Source organism: Silvimonas iriomotensis, assembly GCF_014645535.1.
Taxonomy (GTDB): domain Bacteria; phylum Pseudomonadota; class Gammaproteobacteria; order Burkholderiales; family Chitinibacteraceae; genus Silvimonas; species Silvimonas iriomotensis.
Genome location: NZ_BMLX01000002.1, coordinates 1,062,849 through 1,082,314 on the forward strand (window position 1 = coordinate 1,062,849; position 19,466 = coordinate 1,082,314).

The window sequence follows — 19,466 nt, forward strand, 5'->3', positions numbered from 1 at the left end:
TTAGCCGATGGTCGCAGAACCACTGAGCGAATGCTCTTTGGTGTTGCAGGCGCTGGTGTGCTACTAAAACCGAGGTGACGTCGCCGGGAGCGTGCCTATGCTTGTTTGCTCAGTATGCCGGCAATGTTTAAGGCGTGAGCGACATGCCCGGCCAGTTCATCAACCAGGTCTTTGCCTTTCCGGGTCAAGGTGACGATGTGCACGGGACTGCTGGTCACGCCCTTGTGGGAGTCCACAATCCGTAAACCCAGTTTTGACTCGATGTTCACCAACCCCTTTTGCTTGAGACCGGTCACCGCTTCAAGGAATTGTTGCTCTTGCCAGAACGCTTGGCGCCCGTTGGGTATGAGCGACAACAAGTCATACGTATCCTCAATTGCTGTTGCAGGCGCACCCGCCCCGGAGTCATTGTCCACGACAGGGGCTGGCTCGCCACTGTCGGCTTCGGCTTGCGCCAAGGTAGCCAGCGCATTCAATTCGCGCAGGGTGAAGTCATATTCGGCGCTGAGGATGGGGTAAGTCAGCGCACGCGCCAACAGACCAACGGTAGTGGCGGAAATATCGCCATGTGCGGCATCGACCAACAACTTGCTTTCATTCATGTCAGGTTTTTTCTTAATATATTAGAATTTGATAATTTATATCAAATTCCCTGAGATGGAAACGCCCCTTGCCATGGCTGGTCTCTTGTCGGGTAATCAGACGTCAAAATGGTCCGGCCTATGTTGAAGAAGCAACGTTCAGGACATCTGTGGGTAGAGCCACCAGCTTGCTGGAGTCCGGTGTCTATACCTGACAGCCACTTTGGCTTTCACAGGACATCCATCAATGACTCAGGCGACTTCACATCCTACCCCCTGGGTGTGCCCAACCAACGTATACACCGGCAAGCTGGTTTCACCCGCGTGTCTCGACCCGTTGCGGCACAGCCTGCCCCCGGCCCTCCGGCCTGACACCTGTACACGCTGGCAGTTGCTCAGCCATGCCCCAAACGCGTTGCTGCAGGCACTGGCTAGTGGCGAGCCTTCGACGGCGGCGCAGATACAAGTCAGCTCGAACGGAGTGCATTACTGCATTTTCACGCTACAGGTGTGCGACATGCAGCATCGCTTTGTGGTGCCGGTGTGCATGCCGGGGTTCATGGAACTGATTTGCGCCACGTGGGAGGGCCGGGTAGACATGCTGCTGGGTTCGAGCGAAGGGCTGGTGGTAAAGACGGTCCCGCTGGCCGGTGTCCAGCCCGATGCAGCGTTAATGCACCGCGTGCGAAACGTCGTAACTGCAAATCTTCGGCCCGGCGTAACCGCGCTCATCGTCGAAGAACTGCCGGTGCTGGTTGACCAAGTGGCACGGTGCCCTGCCCTGCCGGTGGCGAAGGGTCAGGTTGTGCGCCATGTATCGCTTTCGGTGGTCATACCAGCGGCGCTGTTAGCGCTGCTGAACCTGCACTGACGTGCTCATTGGGCGCGATGCATCGGCCGAGGGACTTTTCTGGTGTCGCTATAGGAGAGAGGTGCCGTCCCGGCACCACTCCCAGGACATCGACATGCATACAAGTTATCCCCTCCCACCGGCTTTTCAGCTTCAGAATGAACACATTCACCTCGGGCGGTTGATGAGCCCAGAAGAGGTCCTTCTGGCCACGCAGCAGCATGCTGTGGTGCTCCGTGAAACACTGCAAAAAACATGGGTCATCTGCGGCGACCTGCCGGCCTTGATGTACCGCTTTCTGTACGAGAACGGTGTCAGGCAATTGGTGACCCATCTTTCAGCGGTACCGGGCTTCCTGGGCAATACATACTTTGTGCTCTCGGAGCAGGTCGACGAGCTGCAGCATCACTTTTTGCTGCCACTGTGCCATCCGGGTGCGTTGCCGTTTGTTGAGGCCATGCGCGAAGGTCATGCGGCTGTTTCACTCGGCAACAATGGGGACGACGATGCGCTGGTGCTACGGCTCGACCGCCAGAACGCTGAGGCCCTGTCTTCGCTGATACAGATGGCGAAGACAAGCGGTGTGTGGCCCTCGATGGCGCATGCTGCCCAAGAACTGGTTGCCCTTGCCACGCAGTTGCTGGCGGAGTCACACCAGTTGCATGACAACCCTGCCCCCCTGGTCACCGCAGTCACCATCGTGCCCACGCCAGACATGTTGCAAGCGCTTGAGGCGAGGGCACGGACCGCCTCCTCATCTTGCCCGACCACCACAACACACTGAGCGCCAGACCCCATCGGGCAAACAAACCAGGACCACCGATGCAAAACCGTGCACAAATCACAGGACATTGACATGCTCCAGCTTATCCAGAAACACAACCATCAAGTCGCTGGTTCGGCTCTCCAGCGCAAACGCGATATCTACCGTTTTCGCGGGGGTCCACTGCTCGGCTGGTTACTCGATGAGTGCCGCCGGCGCGGTGAAACCCAACTGGTCATGCTGCGCCAGCTCGGCTTCACGCCGTCGCACATGACCCTGTTGCGCAATCACAAGCGCAAGTCCTCGGGAATCTCGCAAGCAACAGTCGAAGCTTGCGCGCGTTATCTTGGCGTACAGCCCATCGTCATCAAGTTACTGGCAGGCCATATTCTGCCGAGCGACTTTTTACTGCCGGGCATGACGGAAGAGGAAGTTCTGGACCGGGCGTGGGCAGAGGCGCGGGGAGACATGGCACTGCGGGCACTGGTGCCCGAAGATTGCAGCAACTGGCCACTGGCAGCGCGCCGGGCGGTAATGGCGCTGTATCACGAGTCAACGGGTATGGACCCGCTTGGTCTGCATCAATTGCCCGGGATACTGCAGGAGCTTCAGCGGGCGGCACAGATTCATGTGGGAAACATGCGGGAAGCTGCGCTGTAAGGCCATCTGAGAGATGATAATTTGAGTGTTGATTCAGAAGACGGGCCTTTGGCCCGTCTTTTTTGCCTGGAAGGCTCTCCTTCACGGGCCCCAGCCTTCAGCCGCACCATGAAATTAGTGATGCTCAGCAGTCAAACAGGCCGAACCCTGTTACACTAAGTGCTACACAGACATGTGAAATCCGGCCTGCAACGGCGCATGAATACATAGATGTTCGAGTGGCCAGTGGAGCCCCATCAGCCACCCCAGTAATATAAAGCAAGAGCCCAGCCTACACGGTTGGGCTTTTTGCTTTCTGGCGTTCGCGTCCACTCTCTTGGGCCGGCATCGAGAGAAAAGACGAATTCGTTGATGACCTGACGTCTTTTCCCGGCCATGGGCCTGACCTGCTGCCACTGATTGCCTTTGCACAAACAGCGCTTGAGCATCTGCAGTACGAGCCTTCGCCGTGGCATCAAACACCATTGGGCGGCGTGATCGCCGCAGTGATCTCAGGCGCGCTGGCTCTGTTGCCCTGAACCCCAAAACAAAACGCCCCACGGTTTTCACCGGTGGGGCGTTTTTTGTTTGTTGCGACAGGTCAGGCGTGGTGCGTGATGGCTTGCGTCACACTGGCCAGTTGTTGCTTGGGCTGCTTGCCATCCACTGCCATCGACACCGACAAGGCGGTGACGGTGATGATGGAGAAGACAAATACTTGTCTGGCCCACTTCACGTGGTTGTCGGTCTGACGGCCATCCAGTGCCAGCTTCAACCAGTACAGCGAGGTGGCGACCGCTACGGCCATATAGCCATAACCGGCATATCCCGCCACTTGCAGCGCCACACAGGCGACGGCAAAGGCGATGATATAAGCGACCATCTGCCGGCGGGCGGCGGTGATGCCGCGTACCACCGGCAACACCGGAATCCCTGCGCGCTTGTAGTCTTCCTGGCGGAAGATGGCAATGGCGTAGGAATGCGGCATTTGCCACAGACAGAACATCAGCATCAGGATCAGCGCGCCGGTATTCCATTCGCCGGCAGCGGCACAGAAACCGGCCACCGGGGGCATGGCGCCAGAGAGCGAGCCCACCAGGGTGCCATGCACCGAATTGCGCTTCATGTACAGGCTGTAAACGCCAACGTAAATGAAGAAGCCAAAAGCCACGCAGTACACGGTGACCATGGGCGTGAACCAGGCCAGACAGGCAAAGCCGAGCACACCCAGCAAGATACCGTGCGCGAGTGCGGCGGCGGGGCTCATCACCCCGGTCACCGTCACGCGCTTTTTCGTGCGTTCCATGCGGGCATCGATGTCACGATCAATCCAGTTGTTGATCGCACAGCCCGATGCCACCACCAGTGCCGAACCAATCACCGTGGCGATCATCACCAGCCAGTCAGGGTGACCCTGGCTGGCCAGCAGAAAACCGCCGACGGTGCTGATCAGGTTGCCCATGATGATGCCAGGCTTGGTGACCAGCAGGTAACGCTTGAGTTTCAAGCTGCCCACCTTAGCGCATCATCAGAGCATCAGCAGTGGTGATGATCCAGATCGACAGACCCACCAGCATAACGATGATCAAAGCGGTAAACAGGAACGCCAGCGTGTTGATGCGGCCTTCCTTGGTGAAGTCCAGGTGCAGGAAGTACTTCAGCTGCACGATGACCTGCGCCACGGCGAACACGGCGATACCGATCATGGTGCCCTGACGGCTGAACGACTTGCTCATCACCATCCAGAACGGGATGACCGTCAGGATGACCGACAGTACGAAACCGACGAGGTAGTCGACGTAGCTGCCGTGATCAGCAGCGGCGGCGTGTTGATGCGAATCATGACCTTCAATGCGTTGCATCACGCGACCCCTTTCAGATACACAACGGTAAACACACAGATCCAGACCACGTCCAGGAAGTGCCAGAACAGGCTGAGCAGGCTCAGACGCAGTACGGCCGGCTTGGTGAGGCCACGCTTGGCCACTTCAAACATCAGCACGGCCATCCAGATCAGACCGGCAGTCACGTGCAGACCGTGCAGACCCACCAGGCCGAAGAAGGCCGACAGGAACGCACTGACGTTCGGGCCGTGACCTTCAGCGATCAGGTGATGGAATTCGTTGACTTCCATACCGATAAAGGTGGCACCAAACAGGAACGTGACAGCCAGCCAGCCCAGCACGGCCGACTTGTTGCCGCGGCGGCCGCTGATCATGGCAAAACCGTAGGTGATGGAAGACAGCAGCAGGGCTGCGGTTTCGATCGCTACGTATTTCAGGTCAAAAATCTCGAAACCAGCCGGGCCGGTCGCGATGTTACGGTACAGCACTGCATAGCCCGCAAACGCGGTCGCAAACAAAATGCAGTCAGTCATCAGATACAGCCAGAAGCCCAGGATATCCTGGCTGTCTGTATCGTGATGATGTTCGTGACCGTGCTCGTGCTCGACGTGAGCGTCGAGCGTTTGTTCAGCAAGATTACTCATTTGTCAGATATCCCTCAGGCCGCAACCGCAACGGCAGCGCGGCTATCAGCAGCGGCGCGTTCCGTGTGGGCGATTTCGTTCGGCATGACGTAATAGTCTTTGTTGTTGTCGTAAACGCGAGTCAGCAGCGTCACGACAATACCAACCAGACCGACGATCGCCAGCCACCAGATGTGCCAGATCAACGCAAAACCCAGGGCCGTGGCAAACGCACCCATGAACACACCTGCCGAGGTATTACGCGGCATGTGGATCGGGTCGTAGTGCTCCGGCTTGGCGTAGGCCTTGCCTTGTTCCTTCATGTCGGTGAAGGCGTCGATATCACGGACTTGCGGCAGCACAGCAAAGTTGTAGGCCGGGGGCGGCGAAGAAGTGGACCACTCTAGGGTGTGGCCATTCCACGGATCGCCCGTGTTGTCTTCCAGCTTCTTGCGCTGATAGATCGACACGGCAATTTGCAGCAACTGGCAACCAATACCTGCGGCGATCAGCAGTGCGCCGAACAGTGCGAAGTACAGGTAGATGTTCCACTCGTGGTGGTCGGTGTGGTTCAGACGACGCGTCATGCCCATGAAGCCCAGCACGTACAGCGGCATGAAGGCGAAGTAGAAACCGACTTGCCAGAACCAGAACGCGGCCTTGCCCAGCTTGGCGTTCAGCTTGAAGCCGAACACTTTCGGGAACCAGAACGAGAAACCGGCCAGGTAACCGAACACCGCGCCACCAATGATGGTGTTGTGGAAGTGAGCGATCAGGAACAGGCTGTTGTGCAGCACGTAGTCAGCACCCGGTACGGCCAGCAGCACGCCGGTCATACCACCGATGGAGAACGTCACCATGAAGCCCAGCGTCCACAGGATCGGCGGCTCAAAGCGCAGACGGCCCTTGTAGATGGTGAACAACCAGTTGAACAGCTTCACGCCGGTCGGCACGGAAATCACCATGGTGGCGATACCGAAGAACGCGTTGACGTTGGCGCCCGAACCCATGGTGAAGAAGTGGTGCAGCCACACCATGAAGCCCAGCACAGTGATCGCGCCGGAAGCGACGATCATGGAAGTGTGACCAAACAGGCGCTTGCCGGCGTAGGTCGAAACCACTTCAGAGAAAATACCGAACGCAGGCAGAACCAGCACGTAAACCTCAGGGTGACCCCAGGCCCAGAACAGGTTCAGATACATCATGGCGTTACCACCGGCTTCCGCTGTAAAGAAGTGGAAGTCCATGTAACGGTCCAGGCTCAGCATGGCCAGCGCGCCGGTCAGGATCGGGAAGGAAGCCACGATCAGCACGTTGGCCCAGGTGCAGGTCCAGGTGAAGATCGGCATTTGCATCAGCTTCATGCCCGGGGCACGCATCTTGATGACCGTGACCAGGAAGTTGACCGCGGTAAGCGTCGTCCCTATCCCTGATATCTGTAGTGCCCAGGTGTAGTAATCCACCCCGACATCCGGACTGAACGCCAGTTCTGCCAGCGGCGGATAGGCCACCCAGCCGGTACGGGCGAAGTTACCCACACCCAGCGACAGGTTCACCAGAATCGCAGCGGCAACCAGCAGCCAGAACGACAGCGAGTTCAGGAACGGGAAGGCCACGTCACGCGCGCCAATCTGCAGCGGCACAACAATGTTCATCAGACCCGTCATGAACGGCATGGCCATGAAAATGATCATGATCACGCCGTGCGCGGTAAAGATCTGGTCGTAGTGCGACGGCGGGAACACGCCCATGGCACCATCGGTGGCCATGGCCAGTTGCGAGCGCATCATCAGCGCATCGGCAAAGCCGCGCAGCAGCATGACCAGCGCAACGGCGATATACATCACGCCGATACGCTTGTGATCTACAGACGTGAGCCATTCACGCCACAGGTAGCCCCACTTGCCGAACTTGGTAATCAAGGACAGCACAATGAGGCCCATCAGGCCGGCGCCACCCAATGCACCCATCACGATGGGTTCATGGAACGGGATGGCGTCCAGAGTAAGTTTGCCCAGCAACATCTATCTTTACTCCTTCACAGGTGCCAGGGTTGGTGTTTTACAGAGAACACGGCTCAACTCGGCCACCTTGATCTCTTCATCCGATGCCGCCATCGACTGGCGACCCGCCATGTACTTGTGCAGCACAGCCGGGAACAGGCGCGGCTCGGCCAGCGTGTAGTACGCAGCAGGATTGTTTTCGCTCGGTGCGGTCAGGCCGATATAGGTCTGTGCATCCAGCGGCTTGCCAGTGGCCTTGACGTGGGCAACCCAGGCATTGAACTGCTCAGGTGTTTCGGTCGCGATGGCATTGAACTTCATGCCGGAGAAACCACCACCGGAGTAGTTGGCCGAAATACCGTGATAGGTACCGGCTTCAGCTGCGGTCAGGTGCAGCTTGGTTTCCATGCCGGCCATGGCGTAAATCTGGCCACCCAGTTGCGGGATGAAGAACGAGTTCATCGCAGCATCAGAGGTAATGCGGAAATTCACCGGCGTGTCTTTCGGGAAGGCCAGTTCGTTCACCGAGGCGATACCCAGATCCGGGTAGATGAACAGCCATTTCCAGTTCAGCGAGACCACTTCGACGTTCACCGGGGCCACAGCGGACTCCAGCGGACGATACGGATCAAGCTTGTGGGTCGATTGCCAGGACAGCACGGACAGACCGGTCACGATGATGATCGGGATGATCCAGACCACGGCTTCGATCTTGCCGGAGTGCGACCACTTGGGCTTGTACTCGGCAGCGGTGTTGCTGGCGCGGTATTTCCACGCGAACACAAAGGTAAGGATGATGACCGGTACGACGACCAGCAGCATCAACACAGTGGCCGTGATGATGAGGGATTTCTCGTCCGCGGCGATCTGGCCTTTCGGGTCGAGGATGCCCCCTTGGCATCCGGATAGAAGAATGGGCAACACCCCCCAGAGTCCCCGCCAGTTGCGGGCACGACCGATCAAGTTTGGCATGCTGGTTCTAGTCAGAAAGAGTTACGGAAAACGGGCTTGCACGGGGCGTCCGCCGGCAAAAAGCCGTCGGTGCAAAATGGAGGACGAAACAGGAGTAACAGTGGTACGGGGATTGCGGGTTGGTCAGGCAACGGGCAGATCATTGTACTAGCTGCGCCACAGACAGGCAGATGAGCCTTAGCGACGCCGGCTACGTCTTGGTTTTTTTAGACGCGGGTTTACACATGCTTCGCACGTCAACCCAAAGGGAGAACGGGTCAAGTTGCGTATGCCACAGCAAGCGACTGGTATTACGGGCGCAACTATTAGATGAAAAAACTTGATTTTGAGCAAATGGTATTTGTACCGTTGCCGGGAAAGCGGAATATTGCCCTGGATGGCAGATCGCCCGCATTGGCCCAAAGCATTCTTCAAGCTTTCGGCAAGACTTCCGGCACGGCAAAAGAAGCACCCAAATCCGGGAAAGGCAAACCCGTCACCCGCCCTTCCGGTTTTTGATCGGAATCGTCAGATGCAGCAAACACGCATCGATCTTTCCGCAACTTCCTGCAAAAAACGCCAGCGCAAAAATCTGCCCGATTCGCTTGCTGCTGCGCGTTGATTTGACTGCCCCAAAATGACGCTGCCCGACGAACGGCAGGTTCCTGACAAACCTGAAAATCAGCGACCGCCTAAAAAACAGGCAACCCCGCTGAAAAAGTGATGCTGCAAAGCAACAGCACTTTGGTTTGCGTCCTCTCAAGGCTGGCCCTTCAAGACCATGCTAACGCAATTTTTGTTCCCGGCAATAGTTTCGGGCCATCCCGATCTTTTTCAATAGCAAAGATCAGCATGGCCCGAAAAAAACACGGCAAAGCGCGAATGCGTTACCAGCCGACCGTAATCGTCGCCACAGTCGGGTTGGCCCCGATCAGCGATGAACTGAAGCCGCGCACGTCGTCATAAGAGAACCCGTAAGACAACTGATCAATACTGTGCGCATGCCAGAACTGCGCATAGTAGTTGGTCGGGGCGGCGCTGTAGAACGCGCCGGCGTTGTCCCAGACCGCCGGGTTTTCTGCCACGTGACGGTTCATGGCGGCGGCCAGTTGTGCCTGGATCTGCAATTGCTTGGCCGTCGGGACACCGGCCGCAGCATTGCTGGCGTCGTTGAATACGCCATTACCCAGCAACACCTCGGATGTCGTCGGCATGTGGTTGATGTAATAGGTGCCGGCGCTGTCGGTGAACACAAACTGGCCGTTGACCACATGACCGGTAAACGTGCCCTGCGCGTCTGTAAACACCAGTGGCTGGCTGGCGTACTGGCTCCAGATGGCCTGGATGTAGCTATCCAGATAAGTGCTGTACGCGCCGCCCGCACCAAACCCGCCATGCGCCGGCGCAACAATCCGGTACGGCGCCTGCACGGTGGCCAGTTGCGAGAACGGTGCCGGCGTCTGGGCAGCAAACGCCTGGAACAGCGCGGCGCGGGTTTCGGTTTCGCCCACGGTCTGATCCGTACCGCCCTGCCCTTGCAGGCGCAGCAGCACCGGGAAGCCGAACTGATCCACCCGCGTGGTGTTGCCAAAGAAACTGGCCGCGCTGACATCCATCTCGATGAAGTCAAAGATCACATTGCTGTTGGGGTCGGTCGGGTTATCAATGTTGGGGCCGGTATACCCCGTGGCCGGGCTGCCCACGGCGGACATGAACATCGGACTGCCGACGCTGAGGTAAATCCGCGCCGAGGTGATCGCCGGGACCGTGACCGATTTGCACTGCGACAGCGGAATCGAATAGTTGGCGTAGCTCTGACCACCCTTGGTCTGGGCGTTGTTGTCGGCAGTCGACATCGGGATCAGCGCGCCGGCACAGTTCACATGCACATAGCCCTGGGTGGCCGGGTCTTTGCCAACCATGGTCCAGTAGACCTGGCTATCGGCATAAGCGCCGTTGGTGCCATTCACAAGGTTGAAGGTGGTCCCGGCCGCCGGGAACACCACGCCGCCGGAAGGCGACGGCGTTGGTGTGGGCGTCGGTGTCGGTGTCGGCGTGGCCGTGCTGTAGGTCAGCGTTTGCGCCGGGGTATCGGCCGCAGAACCATTGGCCTGGCCGATGGTAAACCAGTAATTCACCGTCGCGCCATTGGCCACACCGGTGATCTGGTACGTATTGTTGGTGCCGCTATTGCTCATGCGTACGTTGGCCTGACCGCCACCATTGACGCTGTAATGCAGATCAGCCCAGCTGCCGCCATTGGCATAGAACGCCACCACCCCGCCGCTGAGCGCATTGGCGCCATAGGTTGCAGCTGGCGTGGGCGCAGGTGTCGGCGCGGGCGTTGGAGCCGGTGTTGGGGCCGGCGTCGGCGTGGGGGTCGGTACCGGGGTGGGTGCCGGGGTTGGCGTGGGCGCGCTGTAGGTGAACTGGGCCCAGGCGGTATCCTGCGCCGACCCGTCACTCTGGCCCACCGTGAAGAAATAGCGGACCACCGCGCCGGCCGGGATGCCCGTCACCGTGTAGCTGTTGTTGGTGCCGCTATTGCCCATGCGGATGTTCATCTGCGCACCGCCATTCACGGTGTAGTGCAGATCGGCCCAGACGCCGCCGTTGGCATAAAACTGCACCGAACCGCCCGCCAGCGCGGTATAGCCGCTACTGACCGACGCGGCCATGGCCGTTGGCGCAACCAGCGTGGCCACCAGGGGCAACGGTGCAGCCACCAGACCGGCCAGCAGCAGCGCCAGCGTACGTTGTTTACTCAGCAAAAACCGGGGTTGATTTGGCATGAGGCTCTCCATCCTGTCCCGTTGATACGGGTTTTGAAATGGATTTCATGCTCTAGCGATGCGGCCCGTCACTCAAGTAAAGTCTTTCCCCTACGCTACAAATAATTTACCACCAACTGACAAGCAAACATGCGGTTTGCAACCGGTTGCGGTTTTTCATCGTCCGCCGCGCCCGGCTGACAAACGTGCACCAGTGGCCCCTGACCGGTAGTGCATCGCACGCACCACTGTGGTGCCAATCCCGACCAAAGGGCCGTGCAGCCTGGGTTTGCCGCCGCCTGGCATATCATGATTTGCTGTCAGACCAGCCTGCCTGCCGGGTCAATTGCCCAATTTTCCGGATGGAAATGACCGGCCATGGCACTCCCATCGTCCATCGCTCAGCGCAGCTCATCTGGGCCCGCAAAGCTGACAACTCCTTTCATCGATTGACACGGCTTGTTGCAGTGCGCAAACCGCAATGACTTGCTATCGATAAGAAGAATGCAGGTTCAGCGTTATGTATGGTGCATCGCACAAAGCTGATCAGTTGCTTCATCCCTGGTTTCATGGTGCAGCCCGATGACCCAGCCAGCCCCAGTCGCATCCCCCAATCTGCGCATTCCGGAAATCAACGGCTTGCGCGGGCTGGCCATCATGGCGGTGGTCTGGCACCACCTGAGCATTGCCCTGGCGTTTCACCCGCCTGCGATATTCGGCGTGTCTTCCGGCATGTTTTTGATCAATGGCTGGACTGGCGTCAATCTCTTTTTCATGTTGTCCGGATTCGTTCTCTATCTGCCTTATGCGGCGCAGAAAAGGCAGATCACCACGCAGGCGGACGCCTGGACTTTCTACAAGCACCGGTTTTTCCGCTTGATCCCGCTGTATTACCTGGTTTCCATCTCGACGCTGGTGTTGTGCGGCCGGCTGGCCGAGCCGCACTTTCGCATCTTGCGCGAAGCGGCCACCGTTGCAACCCTGACCTTCCCGTTCTTGCCCGGCACCTTTGTGCCCACCTCCAACTGGGCCTTGTGGTCGATCGGGACTGAAATGCTGTTCAGCCTGGTTTTCCCCTTGCTGGCCCTGCTGATCGCGCGGCGAGGCATCTGGCCCGTGCTGGTTTGCGTCTTGCTGTTTTCGCTCAGCGTGCGCGGCATCCGCATGCTTGATCCGCCAGACAAAGGGCCGGACTGGATCTCAGACGCCCTCTTGCTGGGCCGGCTGGATGAATTTGTCATCGGCATGGCGCTTGCTTCCGCCTATGTGCATCGCACCTGCTTGCGTTGGCCCACGCTGTTTTCCGGCACACTGTCGGCCGTCTTGCTGCTCATTGGCTGGTACGGGTATGAGCAATGCATTAATCGCGCGGTCAATTTCGAATGGAAGGCGATACTGGACAATGTATTCGACCTGGGCCTGGCGCTATTGCTGATGATGGTGCTCAACGGCGCGCCCTCGCTGCGCTTTTTACGCTGGCGGGTGCTGCAACTGCCCGGCATGGCCTGCTACAGCATCTATCTGTGGCACTTGCCGGTCATGAACGCACTGGGCCTGTTCAAGGGCAATACCCAACCCGTGTTCATTGTGACGGCGATACTGGGCACGCTTTTCCTGGCCGCGCTCACTTACCGGTTTATCGAGTTCCGGGCCGCGCCAGACTGGCGGGCGCTGTTTCTGGTCGGGCCGTACGCGCCGGCACTCACCACCGCAGCGTCTACCCCGGCCTTGCATGATGCGGCCTTGCAGCCCTCCCGCCAGATCGGCTGACTTAGCGGCGGCGGGGCGATTTCTTCCAGTAGCCAAATTCGTCTGCGTAGACTTCCATGTCGATATCCGCCACCCGCGCCTGCATCTGTTCCTGGGCCGCCCGCACGCCCTTGTTGTACAGGCTGGGACCGATTTCCTGCACAAAAAAGGTCAGCAAACCGGCGATTTCCAGATTGCCGACGTCCAGCTCCAGTTCATCGCGCAGATATTTTTCCAGCGAATCGAGCGCCGCTTTGTGGGCGTCCTTGTCCAGTTCCATACTCATGCTGCTGTCCGTTTGTAGGGCGGCGCGGCGCGCCATGACTCACATGCTATGTTGAGACAAGGCAGTTCACCACCGCATTGTGGCCAGGATATGCAAAGAGACATCCCCCTGCAAGGCGCGCGCAACGTGCGCGATCTGGGCGGCTTGCACAGCCGCACCGGGCGTACTTTGCGCACTCACCGGTTTGTACGTGCCGATAGTCTGGAGGCACTGCACGCGATCGACGTGATCCAGTTGCTCGATTATGGCGTGCGCATGGATATCGACCTGCGCGGCCAGCGGGAGCGGCGTCAATGGGGCGACGCCTTAAGCCGCGTGGCAGAAATCCAGTACGCGCCGATCTCCTTGCTGGACGGGCTGGACCAGCATCTGGACAACGTCCCCGCCAGCCTTGGCACGCTGTATGTGGATGTCTTGCGCTATTGCCGGCACGGCTTCCTGGCTATTTTCCGGCAGATACTCTCGCAGCCGGAAGGATGCGTCTTGTTTCATTGCTCTGCCGGCAAGGATCGCACCGGTATGGTGGCGGCATTGCTGCTGAATCTAGCGGGCGTGCCGGATGAAGACATCATTGCCGACTACACCCGCAGCGCCACCAATCTGCACCTGGCGCTGGCGCAATTTGGCGAACAGAACGCGCCCGAGCTGCGCCATCTATTGGGGGCCGAGCCCGAACACATGGTGATGTTCCTGGACCATCTACGCCGTCACTACGACGGTGCCGTCGGTTATCTGACCCTGATCGGGCTTGATCCATCGGAAATCGGCAGCCTGCGCGCCAGCATGTTTGACTAAGGTTCGGGCTGTCTGACCCTAAGCCCCGCCAGGGCGGCGCAGGCGTTCCATCCACCAGCGCAAGGCCGGACCCACCGGCTGCCCGATGCGCGTCGCCACGTGCATGGCCAGCTGCATGCCGCCCTTGGGCTGCATATCCAGCGGCAGCGCCACCAGCCGTCCGGCCGCCAGATCATCCTCCACCCAATGGATCGGCATATAGCCCCAGCCCATCGACGCCAGCAGCATGGCGTGTTTGACGCCCAGGTCTGACAAACGCCAGGTGGTGGATGAGATCACGCCATAGTCGCGCCCTTCAGTCAGGGCACTGCGGTCAGTCAGCACCAGTTGCACATGTTCTTGCAGCGTGGCGCGGTCGAGCGCGCCGGCATATTTGACCAGCGGATGATCGGGTGAGGCCACAGCCAGCACGCGGATCGGCGGCATGGAGAACCCGTCCAGCCCGGGTGGCAGTTCAGGCAAGGTGGCCAGAATGCCCAGTTGTGCGCTGCCCGCCAGCACACGCTCTGCCACTGCGCCCAGCGCTTCTACATACAGCCGGAACGTGACACTGGGAAAGGTCGCCCGAAAGTCATTCAGACAATCGAGCAAGCGCGACAAGGGAAAATACACATCCACCGCCAGCGCCAGCTCGGCCTCCAGCCCGTGTTCGATGGCGCTCGCCCTCGCCTGCAGCCGGTCTACCCGCTCCAGGATGGCGTGCGCATCGCCCAGCAGCGCCTCGCCGGTCGGCGTGAGTTTGGGCCGGTACTGGCTGCGATCAAACAGCACAATGCCCAATTGCTGCTCCAGCGTGGCCACGGTGTAGCTCACCGCAGACTGGGTGCGGCCAATCGCTTTGGCGGCCCCGAGAAAACTGCCGGCGCGGACTACTTCGGCAAAGACGCGCAGCTGTTCCAGTGAAATGCGTTCCAGGTTCATGCGTCAAACAATATCAAATAATTTTATATAGATCACAAAAAGATCACCCGTTTCTTCGATGATCAGCCCGGCCTAAGATGCACTCATCGCCACACGGACAGTGTGGGCTGCGCAGTGCCAGACCCGATGCCATCGCACAGGCTCACCGCGCCAGACAACAGGAGAACACATCATGAACAACACCCTGCAACTCCCGGCCGTCACCCGCTCACGTGAAGTGGAGCGCCTGGTCAACGGCATCCCGACCACTGACGGCGCAGGGGTGCGCCTGACCCGTGTGTTGACGCACGATCTGCAACGCCGGCTGGACCCGTTCCTGATGCTGGACGCGTTCCGCTCAGACAACCCGGACGACTACATTGCCGGCTTCCCGTCGCACCCGCACCGGGGTTTCGAGACCGTGACCTATATGCTTAACGGCCGCATGCGCCATCGCGACAATGCCGGCAACGAGGGCTTGCTGACCGAAGGCGGCGTGCAATGGATGACGGCCGGTCGCGGCATCGTGCATAGCGAGATCCCGGAGCAGCAAGACGGCTTGATGGAAGGCTTCCAGCTGTGGGTGAACCTGCCGGGCAAGAACAAGATGACTGCGCCGTGGTATCGCGATATCCCGGCCGGCGACATTCCGGTGCGTGACCTTGGCAACGGCGCTTCGCTCAAGCTGATCTCGGGCCTTGTGGCCGGCGTCGCCGGGGCAATCACCCGTGACGATACCGAGCCGTTCTACGCCGACCTCGTTATTCCGGCCGGGCAAAGTGTCAGCCTGCCGCTGCAGGCCAGCCACAACGCGTTTGTCTATGTTTACCGGGGCGAAGCCAGCATTGGTGGCCGCGTGGTGAAGTCTGCCCAGATGGGTTTGCTCAACAACGCGGCAGAGGCCGATGGCGTGACGATCACGGCCGGCGCTGTAGAGACACGTCTGATTGCGCTTTCTGGCAAGCCGCTGGCCGAACCGATCGTGCAGTGGGGGCCGTTCGTGATGAACTCGCGTGAGCAGGTAGAACAGGCCATCCTCGACTACCAGGCCGGCCGCTTCTGATGCGGCGTACACGCCAGCAGCCCGGGTTGCTGGCGTGCCGGAGCACTGACCGCTGAACACAAGACAAAACGATACAGGCCCGGCTTGGTGTTCCCCGTGCCGCCAGGCCATATTGATAGCAACTGAACCTCACCAGCGCCGGGCGCCCGCCCGGCGTTGCCCTGTCTGGAGACCCCGATGTCCGAGTTGATCCATATTGCCGGCCGCGCCGAAACCGTGGGCGGCTTGCCGATCTCGCGCCTGTTGCCGGCCGTTCAACGCCGCGCCGTCGGGCCGTTCGTGTTTGTTGATCATATCGGCCCGGCCGAACTGGCGCCCGGTCAGGGGCTGGATGTGCCGCCGCATCCGCATATCGGGCTGGCGACCGTGACTTATCTGTTTGAAGGCATCCAGCTGCATCGCGACACGCTGGGCAATGAGGTGCTGATTGAACCGGGCGATATCAACCTGATGACCGCCGGCCGCGGCATTGCCCACGCTGAGCGCACCCCGGCCAACGCGCGCAACGGCGGCAAGCTGCATGGCGTGCAAACCTGGATTGCCCTGCCGCGCCCGCTGGAACAGTGCTCGCCACATTTTGAGCATTACCCGGAACAACAACTGCCGCGGATTAACCGTGACGGTGTGCAGATCCATTTGCTGATTGGCCAGTTGTTCGGGCATATCTCCCCGGTCGCGGTCGAATCACCCACCATTTATGCCGTCCTTGATCTGGCACCCGGCGCCAGCATCAGCATTCCGGCCGATTACGCAGAACGGGCGCTGATGCTGATCCATGGCGAAGCGCATGCAGATAACAGCGTGCTGGCGGTGAACGAGCTGGTGCTTTTGCCGCAGACCGGCGATACACAGATCACCGCCACGCAGGCCACGCGCGTCTTGCTGCTTGGTGGCGCGCCGCTGGATGGGCCGCGTACGCTGTGGTGGAACTTTGTCGCCAGCGACCGCGAACTGATCGAGGCCGCCAAGGTGGCCTGGCAAGAAGACCGCTTCGGCCATATCCCCAACGAGACCGAACGCCTGCCCTTGCCGATCAAACGGCTGAGTGCAGATTGAGCCGCATCAGGCCATAGCCCCTGGCCAGGCCGCCCGCGCCGGGTACAATGGGTGGGGCGTCACGCCACCGTGACGCCCTCGCCTTTTTTGACGGGACCCAGGCATGGCCGAACTCACCTTTTTCTGGCACGACTACGAAACCTTTGGCGCAGTACCGCGCCGCGACCGCCCGGCGCAGTTTGCCGGCATCCGCACCGACGCCAACCTCAACGAAATCGGCGAGCCGGTCGAACTCTTCTGCCTGCCCTCGCCTGACTTTTTGCCCGATCCGCAATCGTGCCTGATCACGGGCATTACTCCGCAGGATTGCCTTGAGCGCGGTGTTGCCGAACACGCTTTTGCCGCCGCCATTGAGCGCCAGCTGGCCGAACCTGGCACCATTGGCGTGGGCTACAACTCGATCCGCTTTGACGATGAAATGACGCGCTTTCTGTTCTGGCGCAACCTGATCGACCCGTACGCGCGCGAATGGCAAAACGACTGTGGCCGTTGGGATTTGCTCGACACCGTCCGCACCGCCTACGCCCTGCGCCCGGAAGGCATTGAATGGCCCCGGGGCGATGACGGCAAGGTGAGCTTCCGGCTGGAATTGCTGACCAAAGCCAACGGCCTTGCGCACGAGTCCGCGCACGATGCGCTGTCTGACGTCCGCGCCACTATCGCCATGGCACGCCTGATCCGTGACCACCAGCCACGCTTGTTCGACTTCTGTCTTGGCCTGCGCAAAAAAGACGCCGTGCTCAAGGAAATCGGCAGCGAACCCAAGGTGTTTTTGCATGTGTCCGGCATGTTCGGCGTAGATCGTGGCTGCATTGCAGCGGTATGGCCGCTGGGCTGGCACCCGACCAACAAGAATGAACTGATTGTGTGGGATCTGGCGTTTGATCCGGCAGAACTGGCCGGGCTCAGCAGCGCCGATATCCGCCAGCGCATGTTTAGCCGCACGGCCGACCTGCCCGAGGGCGTGACGCGCCTGCCCATCAAGACCATCCACATCAACAAGTCGCCCATTGTCATTGGCAACCTCAAGGTGCTCTCGCCCGAAATGGCCGCGCGCTGGGGCGTGGACATGGACGTGATCCAGATGCACGCCGCCGCCGTGGCGGCCCTGCCCCGCCCGGACTGGGATGCCATTTACCAGCGCGAACCACTGGGCAAGCAGGATATCGACGAGGATCTCTACGGTGGCTTTGTGGGCAACAACGACCGGCGCACGCTGGAAAAACTGCGCCAGCTGACACCCGAACAACTGGCCGGCGCCCGCCCGGCCTTTGATGATCGGCGGCTTGATGATCTGCTGTTCCGCTACCGCGCGCGCAACTTTGCCGAAACGCTCACGGCTGACGAACAGGCGCAATGGCAACAACTGCGCGTGGATCGGCTGATCCATGGCCGCGGCGGCTACCGCACGCTGGAACAGTTTGCCGAAGCCATCGACACGCTCTCTGACACCGCAGACGAGCGCGCGGCCGGCATTCTGGAAGCGCTCTACGACTACGCGGAGCAGATTGCGCCGGAGTGGTAAGCAGCCAGACTTGCAGGGCGCGCCCAAACCGGCAAAGATGGGCGCGCCTGCCGTAGCTCAAGGCAGGCCTGACAAACACAATAAAACGGATACGACTCATGCTTGCCAGAATCACCCGGCTGTTCCCGCTGTGGGCGATACTGCTGTCCCTGCTCGCCTACCACAACCCCGCCAGCTTCACGCCCTTCAAGCCGTATATCCCGATCCTGCTGGGCACCATCATGTTCACCATGGGCCTGACGCTGACGCTGGATGACTTCAAGCGCGTGCTGACGCGCCCGGCCCCGGTCACCGCCGGGATTGTCCTGCATTACCTCGTAATGCCACTGGCCGCCTGGTGTCTGGCCAAAGCGTTTCACATGCCGCCGGAGCTGGCGGCCGGCATGATCCTGGTCGGTAGCGTAGCGAGCGGTACGGCATCGAACGTCATCATCTATCTGGCTGGCGGCGATGTCGCGCTGTCGGTCACCATTTCCTCGCTCTCTACCCTCGTCAGCGTCGTGGCAACCCCGCTGCTGACGCGCTTGTATGTAGATACCTCGATTCCGGTGGACATGCTGGGCATGCTGCTGTCGATTGTAGAGATCGTGATCCTGCCGGTGGCCCTGGGGCTGGTGATCTACCGCTTCTTCGGGCGGTTCGTGCGCAAGATCGAACCCTATTTGCCGCTGCTGTCCATGCTGGCCATCGTCACCATCATTGCCGCCATTGTGGCGCTCAGCCAGAAGAGCATTGCCGCAGTGGGCGCCGTGGTCATCCTGGCGGTCATGCTGCATAACGCCATCGGGCTGCTGGGCGGTTACTGGGGCGGCAAACTGCTGGGCTTTGAGGAATCGGTCTGCCGTACGCTGGCCATTGAAGTCGGCATGCAGAACTCTGGCCTGGCGGCACAATTGGGTGGCCACTTTTTTGGTGCTCTGGCCGCCCTGCCCGGCGCGCTCTTTTCGGTGTGGCACAACATCTCTGGCGCACTGCTGGCCGGCTACTGGCAAGACAAGCGGCAAGCAGCGGCCCGGACATCGATCCAGCCCGGCGATTCGGCCCCCACGGTCTAAAACAGAAAAGCC

General features: G+C 60.0%; 19 protein-coding genes. 10 read left to right on the forward strand and 9 right to left on the reverse strand.

The genetic code is table 11. From position 1 onward, the window contains the following. Positions 1-95 precede the first annotated feature (95 nt). The gene (locus tag IEX57_RS11425) at positions 96-602 is read right to left on the reverse strand and encodes a hypothetical protein (protein WP_188704431.1); all 507 of its coding nucleotides are present in this window, start codon (positions 600-602) and stop codon (positions 96-98) included. A gap of 496 nt (positions 603-1,098) precedes the next feature. Between IEX57_RS11425 and IEX57_RS11430 the strand changes: the two genes are divergently transcribed. The 3 genes from IEX57_RS11430 (at position 1,099) to IEX57_RS11440 (ending at position 2,854) form a co-directional block, all read left to right on the forward strand. Then, complete coding sequence (locus tag IEX57_RS11430) at positions 1,099-1,452, forward strand: hypothetical protein (protein WP_188704432.1); 354 nt, start codon at positions 1,099-1,101, stop codon at positions 1,450-1,452. 94 nt (positions 1,453-1,546) lie between these two features. Then, positions 1,547-2,215, forward strand: a complete 669-nt coding sequence (locus IEX57_RS11435; protein ID WP_188704433.1) for a hypothetical protein — start codon at positions 1,547-1,549, stop codon at positions 2,213-2,215. A gap of 72 nt (positions 2,216-2,287) precedes the next feature. After that, positions 2,288-2,854, forward strand: a complete 567-nt coding sequence (locus IEX57_RS11440; protein WP_188704434.1) for a hypothetical protein — start codon at positions 2,288-2,290, stop codon at positions 2,852-2,854. Between the two features lie 580 nt (positions 2,855-3,434). Here the strand turns inward: IEX57_RS11440 and cyoE are convergent. From cyoE to cyoA, 5 genes are read right to left on the reverse strand one after another with little or no spacing between them, the layout of a single operon-like run. Then, a complete protein-coding gene (gene cyoE, locus IEX57_RS11445) occupies positions 3,435-4,340 on the reverse strand; it encodes a heme o synthase (protein ID WP_188704435.1) in 906 nt (301 codons plus the stop codon). Between the two features lie 10 nt (positions 4,341-4,350). After that, entirely contained in the window at positions 4,351-4,695 is a 345-nt protein-coding gene (gene cyoD / locus IEX57_RS11450) for a cytochrome o ubiquinol oxidase subunit IV (protein ID WP_188704436.1), read from the reverse strand. Then, a complete protein-coding gene (gene cyoC / locus IEX57_RS11455) occupies positions 4,695-5,321 on the reverse strand; it encodes a cytochrome o ubiquinol oxidase subunit III (RefSeq protein ID WP_188704437.1) in 627 nt (208 codons plus the stop codon). Before cyoC ends, cyoD begins: the two co-directional genes overlap by 1 nt. A 14-nt stretch (positions 5,322-5,335) precedes the next feature. Then, positions 5,336-7,324, reverse strand: coding sequence for a cytochrome o ubiquinol oxidase subunit I (gene cyoB, locus IEX57_RS11460; RefSeq protein ID WP_188704438.1), 1,989 nt, complete (start codon positions 7,322-7,324; stop codon positions 5,336-5,338). A gap of 6 nt (positions 7,325-7,330) precedes the next feature. Then, the gene (cyoA, locus tag IEX57_RS11465; RefSeq protein WP_188704439.1) at positions 7,331-8,275 is read right to left on the reverse strand and encodes a ubiquinol oxidase subunit II; all 945 of its coding nucleotides are present in this window, start codon (positions 8,273-8,275) and stop codon (positions 7,331-7,333) included. A gap of 309 nt (positions 8,276-8,584) precedes the next feature. Here cyoA and IEX57_RS11470 point away from each other — a divergent pair, with 309 nt between their 5' ends. Next, complete coding sequence (locus tag IEX57_RS11470) at positions 8,585-8,773, forward strand: hypothetical protein (protein WP_188704440.1); 189 nt, start codon at positions 8,585-8,587, stop codon at positions 8,771-8,773. A gap of 368 nt (positions 8,774-9,141) precedes the next feature. On the opposite strand, the gene IEX57_RS11475 is transcribed toward IEX57_RS11470, so the two are convergent. After that, complete coding sequence (locus tag IEX57_RS11475) at positions 9,142-11,046, reverse strand: glycoside hydrolase family 64 protein (protein WP_229708977.1); 1,905 nt, start codon at positions 11,044-11,046, stop codon at positions 9,142-9,144. A 561-nt stretch (positions 11,047-11,607) separates the two neighbouring features. On the opposite strand from IEX57_RS11475, the gene IEX57_RS11480 reads away from it, so the two are divergent. Continuing rightward, complete coding sequence (locus IEX57_RS11480) at positions 11,608-12,795, forward strand: acyltransferase family protein (protein ID WP_188704441.1); 1,188 nt, start codon at positions 11,608-11,610, stop codon at positions 12,793-12,795. Position 12,796: 1 nt separating this feature from the next. On the opposite strand, the gene IEX57_RS11485 is transcribed toward IEX57_RS11480, so the two are convergent. Continuing rightward, positions 12,797-13,060, reverse strand: a complete 264-nt coding sequence (locus tag IEX57_RS11485) for a DUF2164 domain-containing protein (protein WP_188704442.1) — start codon at positions 13,058-13,060, stop codon at positions 12,797-12,799. Positions 13,061-13,150: 90 nt separating this feature from the next. Here IEX57_RS11485 and IEX57_RS11490 point away from each other — a divergent pair, with 90 nt between their 5' ends. Beyond that, on the forward strand, positions 13,151-13,855 hold the full coding sequence (locus IEX57_RS11490; RefSeq protein WP_188704443.1) for a tyrosine-protein phosphatase: 705 nt from the start codon (positions 13,151-13,153) through the stop codon (positions 13,853-13,855). 18 nt (positions 13,856-13,873) lie between these two features. On the opposite strand, the gene IEX57_RS11495 is transcribed toward IEX57_RS11490, so the two are convergent. Beyond that, the gene (locus IEX57_RS11495) at positions 13,874-14,776 is read right to left on the reverse strand and encodes a LysR family transcriptional regulator (protein WP_188704444.1); all 903 of its coding nucleotides are present in this window, start codon (positions 14,774-14,776) and stop codon (positions 13,874-13,876) included. Between the two features lie 172 nt (positions 14,777-14,948). Between IEX57_RS11495 and IEX57_RS11500 the strand changes: the two genes are divergently transcribed. From IEX57_RS11500 to panS, 4 genes are all read left to right on the forward strand, one after another. Beyond that, positions 14,949-15,818 (forward strand): pirin family protein, encoded by an 870-nt coding sequence (locus IEX57_RS11500; protein ID WP_188704445.1) that lies wholly within the window; start codon positions 14,949-14,951, stop codon positions 15,816-15,818. Between the two features lie 177 nt (positions 15,819-15,995). Continuing rightward, the gene (locus tag IEX57_RS11505; protein ID WP_188704446.1) at positions 15,996-16,874 is read left to right on the forward strand and encodes a pirin family protein; all 879 of its coding nucleotides are present in this window, start codon (positions 15,996-15,998) and stop codon (positions 16,872-16,874) included. A 103-nt stretch (positions 16,875-16,977) separates the two neighbouring features. Continuing rightward, positions 16,978-18,399, forward strand: a complete 1,422-nt coding sequence (gene sbcB / locus IEX57_RS11510) for an exodeoxyribonuclease I (RefSeq protein WP_188704447.1) — start codon at positions 16,978-16,980, stop codon at positions 18,397-18,399. A 98-nt stretch (positions 18,400-18,497) separates the two neighbouring features. Beyond that, positions 18,498-19,454: a ketopantoate/pantoate/pantothenate transporter PanS gene (gene panS, locus IEX57_RS11515; protein WP_188704448.1), complete on the forward strand. Its 957-nt coding sequence runs from the start codon at positions 18,498-18,500 to the stop codon at positions 19,452-19,454. Positions 19,455-19,466 lie beyond the last annotated feature (12 nt).